The sequence below is a fragment of the Mycobacterium sp. genome, from assembly GCF_050700595.1.
Taxonomy (GTDB): domain Bacteria; phylum Actinomycetota; class Actinomycetes; order Mycobacteriales; family Mycobacteriaceae; genus Mycobacterium.
On record NZ_JBOHHI010000236.1, the window covers coordinates 1 to 7,532 of the forward strand.

General features: G+C 64.4%; 9 protein-coding genes. 3 read left to right on the top strand and 6 right to left on the bottom strand.

What is annotated here, in order from left to right; all coding sequences use genetic code 11:
- The 3 genes from ACRDTL_RS21520 to ACRDTL_RS21530 form a co-directional block, all read right to left on the bottom strand.
- On the bottom strand, window positions 1–619 hold a 619-nt coding region (locus ACRDTL_RS21520; RefSeq protein WP_431508721.1), incomplete at its 3' end, for an AAA family ATPase.
- A 2-nt stretch (window positions 620–621) separates the two neighbouring features.
- Entirely contained in the window at window positions 622–1,041 is a 420-nt protein-coding gene (locus tag ACRDTL_RS21525) for a ribulose bisphosphate carboxylase small subunit (protein WP_431508722.1), read from the bottom strand.
- A gap of 19 nt (window positions 1,042–1,060) precedes the next feature.
- Window positions 1,061–2,491, bottom strand: coding sequence for a form I ribulose bisphosphate carboxylase large subunit (locus ACRDTL_RS21530; RefSeq protein ID WP_431508723.1), 1,431 nt, complete (start codon window positions 2,489–2,491; stop codon window positions 1,061–1,063).
- A gap of 184 nt (window positions 2,492–2,675) precedes the next feature.
- On the opposite strand from ACRDTL_RS21530, the gene ACRDTL_RS21535 reads away from it, so the two are divergent.
- A complete protein-coding gene (locus tag ACRDTL_RS21535) occupies window positions 2,676–3,677 on the top strand; it encodes a class I fructose-bisphosphate aldolase (RefSeq protein WP_431508724.1) in 1,002 nt (333 codons plus the stop codon).
- Window positions 3,678–3,796: 119 nt separating this feature from the next.
- Here the strand turns inward: ACRDTL_RS21535 and ACRDTL_RS21540 are convergent, their stop codons facing one another.
- Both ACRDTL_RS21540 and ACRDTL_RS21545 read right to left on the bottom strand, forming a co-directional pair.
- A complete protein-coding gene (locus ACRDTL_RS21540; RefSeq protein ID WP_431508725.1) occupies window positions 3,797–5,029 on the bottom strand; it encodes a GAF domain-containing sensor histidine kinase in 1,233 nt (410 codons plus the stop codon).
- The gene (locus ACRDTL_RS21545; RefSeq protein WP_431508728.1) at window positions 5,026–5,694 is read right to left on the bottom strand and encodes a response regulator; all 669 of its coding nucleotides are present in this window, start codon (window positions 5,692–5,694) and stop codon (window positions 5,026–5,028) included. Before ACRDTL_RS21545 ends, ACRDTL_RS21540 begins: the two co-directional genes overlap by 4 nt.
- 128 nt (window positions 5,695–5,822) lie before the next feature.
- On the opposite strand from ACRDTL_RS21545, the gene rpe reads away from it, so the two are divergent.
- Window positions 5,823–6,509 (top strand): ribulose-phosphate 3-epimerase, encoded by a 687-nt coding sequence (gene rpe, locus ACRDTL_RS21550; protein ID WP_431508726.1) that lies wholly within the window; start codon window positions 5,823–5,825, stop codon window positions 6,507–6,509.
- A 69-nt stretch (window positions 6,510–6,578) separates the two neighbouring features.
- A complete protein-coding gene (locus tag ACRDTL_RS21555; protein ID WP_431508727.1) occupies window positions 6,579–6,980 on the top strand; it encodes an HAD family hydrolase in 402 nt (133 codons plus the stop codon).
- A gap of 142 nt (window positions 6,981–7,122) precedes the next feature.
- Here the strand turns inward: ACRDTL_RS21555 and ACRDTL_RS21560 are convergent, their stop codons facing one another.
- Complete coding sequence (locus ACRDTL_RS21560; RefSeq protein WP_431508729.1) at window positions 7,123–7,389, bottom strand: DUF6893 family small protein; 267 nt, start codon at window positions 7,387–7,389, stop codon at window positions 7,123–7,125.
- Between the last annotated feature and the right edge of the window lie 143 nt (window positions 7,390–7,532).

The window sequence follows — 7,532 nt, forward strand, 5'->3', positions numbered from 1 at the left end:
CCAGAATGACGACCAGGTCGTCACGCTGGTTCTCCATCACCTGCAGGAGGATCTCGATCGCCTCCTGGCCGTAGTCGCGCTCGTTCTCCGGACGATAGAGGTAGTACGCCTCGTCGATGAACAGCACACCACCCATCGCCCGCTTGATGACTTCCTTGGTCTTCGGCGCGGTGTGGCCGATGTACTCGCCGACCAGGTCGTCGCGGGTGACATGGACCAGGTGTCCGCGGCGCAAGTAGCCGAGCCGGTGCAACAGGTCGGCCATCCGCATGGCTACCGTAGTCTTCCCGGTTCCCGGGCTGCCGGTGAAGCACATGTGCAGCGTGGGTTGCTCCGCAGTGATGCCGTACCGGGCACGCATCCGGTCCACCAGCAGCAAGGCCGCGATCTCGGCGATCCGGGTCTTTACCGGCGCCAAGCCGACGAGCTCAGCGTCCAGCTTGGACAGCACCTCGTCGACCCCGGCCTCTTTGCGGGCGGCCGCCAAGTCCACCACCGCGTCGGGCGGCAAAGGAGGCGCTGGCGCCTCCTCCGGTTCGGCGTCCAGCTGCGGGCCGGACTCAGAACGCGGCGTGTAGCCGAACGATCTGCGTGGGGTTTGGCTATCCGCCTGCGACATGGTCAGCGGTAACGGTCGCCGACCGGGTCTCGGGTCGCGTAGGCGACCGTCGTGTAGTTGATGTGCCGGTCATTGGCTTCGGTGCGGTCGAGCCGGAAGCCGGGCTCCTCGGCCGGCCGTTGCACGATGAACGACAACGCCACGGTCATCCGCCCGAGGCTGGCGTCGTAGGCGTTGAGCCGCACATAATAATTGGGTTTGGCCGCCCGGCACTCATTGAGCTCCATCAACACCCCCGCGGGGTCCTTGAGGTCGAACATCGGCAGACCCCACATCTCCCAGTAGGTGTTTCGCGGGTGCGGGTCGTCGGTGAACTCCACCGCCAACGGCCAACCGTTGGACAGGGCGTACTCGATCTGGGCGGTGATCTCCTCGTCGGTGAAATCCGGCAGATAGGAGAAGGTGCCTTGGGTGATGCGCATAGTGATCTCCTTCCCGCGCTCAGACGGGCGTCGGTGTCGCGACGAAGTCGGGAGTGTCGGTGGGCGCGTAGTTGAAGGTGATATCGCCCCAGGTCGCCAACGCGACGTCGAGTGCGTGGTTGCGGGACGCGGCCTTCTTGAGGATGTCTTCGCCCTCCTTGAAGTAGTCGCGGCCCTCGTTGCGGGCCTTGACCATCGTCTCGATCGCGACCCGGTTGGCTTCGGCGCCGGCGGAGATGCCCATCGGGTGACCGATGGTGCCGCCGCCGAATTGCAGCACCACGTCCTCGCCCAGGTAGTGCAAGAGCTGGTGGGCCTGGCCGGCGTGGATGCCGCCCGACGCGACCGGCATGACACCGGGCATCGACGCCCAGTCCTGGTCGAAGTAAATACCCTTGACCGGGTCGGCCTCCAGCCTGCCGAGCCGGCAGGTGTCGTAGTAGCCCGCAATGGCGTTCGGGTCGCCCTCCAGCTTGCCGACGACGGTGCCGGCGTGGATGTGGTCGACGCCGGCCAGCCGCATCCATTTCGCGATCACCCGGAAGTTGACACCGTGGTTCATCTGCCGGGTCCAGGTGGCGGCCCCGGCGCGGTGCAGGTGCAGGATGCACCCGTTGGCGCGGGCCCACTTGGCCATCGACTGGATCGCCGTGTAGCCGATCGTCAGGTCGACCATCACGATCACCGAGCCGATCTCCTTGGCGAAGGTGGCCCGCTCGTACATGTCCTCCATGGTGGCGGCGGTGACGTTGAGGTAGTGGCCCTTGATCTCGCCGGTGGCCGCCTGGGCCTTGTTGACCGCTTCCATGACGTACAGATACCGGTCTCGCCAGCGCATGAACGGCTGGGAGTTGATGTTCTCGTCGTCCTTGGTGAAATCCAGGCCGCCGCGCAGCGCCTCGTAGACGACGCGGCCATAGTTGCGCGCCGAGAGGCCCAGCTTGGGCTTGGTGGTGGCGCCCAGCAGCGGGCGGCCGAACTTGTTCAGGTACTCCCGCTCCATCACGATGCCGTGCGCCGGGCCCTGGAACGTCTTGACGTAGTGGGCCGGGATGCGCATGTCTTCGAGGCGTAGCGCCTTGAGTGCCTTGAAGCCGAACACGTTGCCGATGATCGAGCTGGTCAGGTTGGCGATCGAGCCCTCCTCGAACAGGTCGAGGTCATAGGCGATCCACGCGATGTATTGGTCGGGTTTGCCGGGCACCGGGTCGACCTTGAAACACTTGGCCTGGTAGTGCCCGAAGTCGGTCAGCCGGTCCGTCCACACCACCGTCCAGGTGGCGGTGCTGGACTCGCCGGCCACCGCCGCCGAGGCCTCTTCCGGGTCCACACCCGCTTGCGGCGTGACCCGGAACGCGCACAGGATGTCGGTGTCCTTCGGCACATAGTCCGGCATCCAATAACCCATTTCCTTATACGGGATGACTCCCGCGCTCCATCGATCAGTCATGGCAACGATGCTGCCACCGCAACACTGAACTTGTCTATCGAGAATTTGTAGCATTCACTTAAGTGATCGCTTAAGGTTTTCCACCCGCCGCATCCACCAGTTCGGTGTAGGAGCCTGGGCGCGCTGGTGCCTATCGTTGTGCCGAAACCACCAGACGAAAAGGCCGTCGAAAGGAGTCAGTGCGATGGGTACCTGCAAGGAGACCGCCGCGCAGCTGATGAAACACGGAAAGGGCATCCTGGCCGCCGACGAGAGCATTCCCACAATGTCGGCCCGTCTGGTTAAGGCTGGAGTCGAGCCGACCGAGGAGAACCGGCGGGCATACCGAGAAATACTGGTTAGCACACCGGGGCTTGACGACGGTGTTTCGGGCATCATCTTGTGCGATGAGACGCTGAATCAACGGTTCGGCGACGGCACGCCGTTCCCGCAAGCCGTGCACTCACGGGGCATCCTGCCAGGCATCAAGGTCGACACCGGCGCGAAGCCGTGTCCCGGCCTGCCCGGGGAAAAGATCACCGAGGGCCTCGACGGTCTTCCGGACCGGCTGGTGCACTACGCCGAGATGGGTGCGGCGTTCGCCAAGTGGCGCGCGGTGTTCACGATCACCAACACCACGCCCACCCCGGGAGCGATTCGCGCCAACGCCATCGCGTTGGCGCGCTACGCCGCCGCCTGCCAGGAGGTCGGGCTCGTTCCGATCGTGGAACCCGAGGTGCTGATGGATGGCAATCACAGCCGCGGTCGCTGCGCACGCGCCACCGCGGAGGTGCATGCCGCCGTCCGAACAGAACTCGCTGCGTTTAACGTCGACCTGGCCGGCGTCGTCCTCAAACCCAACATGATCGTGGAAGGACAGGATTACCCGGCCCGCTCCGCGCCGCGGCTAGTCGCCGATGCTAGCGTGCGGACGCTACGGGCCTGGCCGCGTGATCTCGCCGGTGTGGCGTTCCTGTCCGGAGGACAGGAACCTGAGCGAGCCACCGCGAACCTGGAGGCTATGCAGCGCCACCGAACGCCTTGGCCGCTGACGTTTTCCTTTGGCCGCGCCTTGGTATCGCCGGCGCTGACCGCCTGGCACGGCGACTCGAACCGCGTCGCCGACGGGCAGGCCGCACTGGCCAAACGCGTCACCGCCAATGCGGTGGCAGTGCTTGGCCAGCGCCACGCACTGCAATCCGCCTAACTTGGTTGATACCACGGGAGCAGTGTCGAAGGGACCCGTCCCCGTCCGCTGCTCCCGTGGTTATGTCCGTTACGACTCGCGTCGTCGGCGACTAGGTTCGATTTGCCCAGTCCCCGTGCTTAGTTTGCGGTGCACGGCAGCGGGATAGTTGCCGTCACCGCCGTCCCAGATCCGGGACGGGACCGGATATTGATCCGCCCGCCAACGAGTTCCGCGCGTTCGGCCATCGATAGCAAGCCGTAACCGCCCATTTCGTCACCCCCGAGCGGGTGTTTGAACGTGTCGAAGCCGACACCGTTATCGGCAATTTCCAGCCGCGCCGCGTCGCCATCCAGGGTGAATGTCAACCTGGCTACGGTCGCGCGAGCGTGTTTGACCATGTTTTGCAGGCATTCCTGAGCGATGCGGTACAGCGCCAGCTCGATGTGCTCGGGCAGCCGAGCATCGGCCAGCTCTACTTTCAAATCGACATCCGGGATGGAGCGGGCAAGGCTGGCCAGCCCGCCGGACAAGCCCAGATCGTCAAGCACCGGGGGCCGCAAACCGTCGATGGCCGCGCGCGCTTCCTGCAGGGTGAGGTCGACGAGTTCGCGGGCCTTCTCCAGCTGCTCGGCAATCTCACCGTGATCGGTACCGACCGCCTGACTGGCGGCATCAAGCCGGTACGACAGCGTGATCAGTCGCTGGGAGATGCCGTCGTGGATGTCGCCGGCCAAGCGTCGGCGTTCGATCTCCTGTGCCTGGATCACTTGCTCAGCGAAATTCTCGTGTGCTCGCTGCCGTGCGACCACTTGCCGATGTAACCGCGCCTGATGCAACGCACCAGCGAGCAACTGGCCGATAACCCGCAGCAGTTCCACGTCGCGGGCGGTGAACTCGCGCTCATTCACGGTATGCACATCGAGCACCCCAACGAGCCCACCGGGATCGGTCACCATCGGCACCGAAACCATTGAGGTGAAATTCAGCCCGCCCGGCGATTCAGTCGTCGGGTAGCGCCGATCGACTTCCTTTCCATGATTGATCACCAAGGGTTCGCGACGGCTAGCCACCCAGCCAGCGGTCCCCGATCCGAGCAGCGAACAGATCTTTCCGACCTGTCTGTCGAACGGAGGTGTGGCGCCGGCCAGCGTCAGTGACCGGTCGGTCTCATCGAGCACGTGAACAAAACAGACATCCGTACCGGTGGCGGCCGTGATCATTCGGGCCGCGGCAGCCGCCAGCGGCTCCACGCCCGGCCCGCTGGATGCGACCTGTATGAGTCTGCGGAGCAGGGCAAGTTCGCGGTCGGGGTCGACGAGATCGCGAACAGCATTTGCATTGCTCGGTGCCGTCGCGACCGAACGGGTCATCGGTAGATGCCTTCGCGGAGCGCGGTAGCGACCGCGCTAGTGCGGTCCGTGACTTCGAGCTTGCGGTAAATCGAGCGGAGGTGACTCTTGACCGTCTCGTCGGCAATCACCAGCTTGTGAGCGATGCCGTGATTGGATAGGCCAAGCACCGCGCAAGACAGGATCTCGCTTTCGCGTTGCGTCAGGCCCTGTCGTGCCCCGGGCCAAAATTCGTTGCTCTGCATCCGCGCCGCGACGTCGGCTGCGCGCACCGCCATGCCCGGGTCGATGGCCTTGGCCCCGTCGTGAATGAGTTCGAGCTGGTGGACCAGGTCGTCGCTGCTGATGCTCTTGAGCAGATAGCCCGCGGCCCCGACCCGCAACGCCTGGTACAGATATTGATCGTCGTCGTAGACCGACAGCATGACCACCTTGCACTCCGGAACGCGCTCACGCAGCTTCGGGCACAGCTCGAGTCCGCTGGAACCGCGCATCCGCACGTCACACAGCACGATGTCGGGCTTCAGGTCCTCAATGACGTCGATTGCACGTTCGGTGCCGACCGCCTGCCCGACGACATCCACCCGATCGGAAAATGGGGCGAGCATCGCCTTGAGGCCTTCGATGACCATCTCATGGTCATCGACTAGCACAAGTCGCACGGGTTTGGTGATCACGCTCACCATGGCATCACCATAGGCGGTGGCGAGGGGTTTCATTCGCTCGCAGGCATTTTTACCCCCCTTAATCCCCCGTTGAGGGGAATCGAGCCAGCCGTCGGTTTCTAACACTGCTGCCAAGGCCAGGAGGTTAGATGGACCAGCGCGCCCCGATTCTGGTCGCTTCGGTTCTGCCGGCAGATTTTTCCGCACTCGGACAGCAAGTTGAAGAGCTGGAGACGGCCGGGGTCGACCGGATTCAGTGGGACGTAATGGACGGTCGCTTCGTTCCGAATCTGACGTTCGGTCCCGATGTGATCGCGGCGAACCGTGACAAGGTCAGGCTTGGTTTCGAGGCACACCTGATGGTCGAGGATCCCGATCCGATGCTGCGGCGGTGGGTCGACGCCGGTTGTGACATTGTCATTGTGCATGCGGAGGCGACGCGGCATCTGCACGCCACGCTGTCTGCGGTGACGGACCTCGGTGCGCGGGTCGGTGTTGCGCTCAACCCAGCCACACCGCTGGAGGCGGTGATGCACGTTCTGTACCTGATCGATCTGCTGCTGATCATGACGGTGAACCCCGGGTTCGGCGGGCAGCAGTACTTGTCTGGTATGGAGCCGAAGATTACGGCGGCCCGTGCCGAAATCGACCACCGCGGTTTGGATATCGAGCTTGAGGTGGACGGCGGCATCAATGGTGCAACCATCGGCGCGGCCAGCCGTGCGGGTGCGCGTGTGTTCTGCGCCGGTTCCGCTCTGTTCACCGGTCTCGGCACGATGACCCAGCGGGTGGCGGCGTTACGTGCTGCTGCCACCGCAGAGATAAACCACGTGTGACATCGCGGCGAAACCGAAGATGTATCGGCAGCAGCGGACAGCGCCGTATCGCCGCCGACCTACGCGCTCGTGGCTTCGGAGACCGTGCGGACGACATTGCCGCTCAAGTCCACCAGACGAAAACCGCGATGTTCGGCAAACGCATCCTCGACATCGAGCCAACGGCTGCTCGGCGAAGGAACCGTAGAGACCATCGTCACGGGCGACGACATGACCCGGCTCAAGCCGGACCCCGAGGTGTACCAGTGCGCGCTCGCAGAACTTGGCTTCGCTCCCGAAGAAGCGCTCGCGGTTGAGGATTCGGCTTTGGGACTGCGCGCCGCACTCGACGCCGGGATCGCGACAATCGTGGTCACCACCGACTACACGGCGGGTCAGGACTTCACCGGAACGGTGGCCGTACGGTCGTCGTACGGCGGGACCGAACCGCTGTCGACGCCGCTGTGCCAGCGACTACATCGGCGGTGGTGACCGCTCCCGACCCCACCGCGACGGTTAACTGCCTCCCACTTACCTGGCCTGACGAGCGCTGGTTACCGCCAGCAACCATGCACAGACACCGCATGCCAGGGGAATGACCTCCGGCGCAACACTTTTGACTGCGCGGTGTCAACTACATGCGCCGGATGCGAAGGTACCGTTTCAGGTCTGGAACGGACTGCACGCCGATCACTACCCCGGCGATGAGGATCAAGCCGAGGAGGACCGAGGTAGTCCTTCCTATTGCTGCCATGTCGGGCTCCTTGGTAGGTAATTGCACTTCACCTGGCATCGCGTACAGGTGACGGCCCGTGCCGGTCACGCGAGAGCGCGGCCGAGTCGCCGCCTGCCGCGCCGCCGGGGCGTGCCGGTGTTCGTCGGCGATCGACTCGTGCCGCATCCCGATTACCCCACCGATCACTCCGCGGCAGCGGACTGGGTCGGTGAGTGCAGGCGCTGCAGTGTCTTGCCTTCGCCGAGATACATGTGCACGCCGCAGGGCAGGCACGGGTCGAAGCTGCGTACCGTGCGCATGATGTCGAT

Bases quoted from the DNA above. Each gene is read 5' to 3' on its own strand.
- ACRDTL_RS21560 (WP_431508729.1), bottom strand. From the start codon at position 7,389: ATGCGGCACGAGTCGATCGCCGACGAACACCGGCACGCCCCGGCGGCG.
- ACRDTL_RS21525 (WP_431508722.1), bottom strand. From the start codon at position 1,041: ATGCGCATCACCCAAGGCACCTTCTCCTATCTGCCGGATTTCACCGAC.
- ACRDTL_RS21540 (WP_431508725.1), bottom strand. From the start codon at position 5,029: ATGACCCGTTCGGTCGCGACGGCACCGAGCAATGCAAATGCTGTTCGC.
- ACRDTL_RS21545 (WP_431508728.1), bottom strand. From the start codon at position 5,694: ATGGTGAGCGTGATCACCAAACCCGTGCGACTTGTGCTAGTCGATGAC.
- rpe (WP_431508726.1), top strand. From the start codon at position 5,823: ATGGACCAGCGCGCCCCGATTCTGGTCGCTTCGGTTCTGCCGGCAGAT.
- ACRDTL_RS21535 (WP_431508724.1), top strand. From the start codon at position 2,676: ATGGGTACCTGCAAGGAGACCGCCGCGCAGCTGATGAAACACGGAAAG.
- ACRDTL_RS21530 (WP_431508723.1), bottom strand. From the start codon at position 2,491: ATGACTGATCGATGGAGCGCGGGAGTCATCCCGTATAAGGAAATGGGT.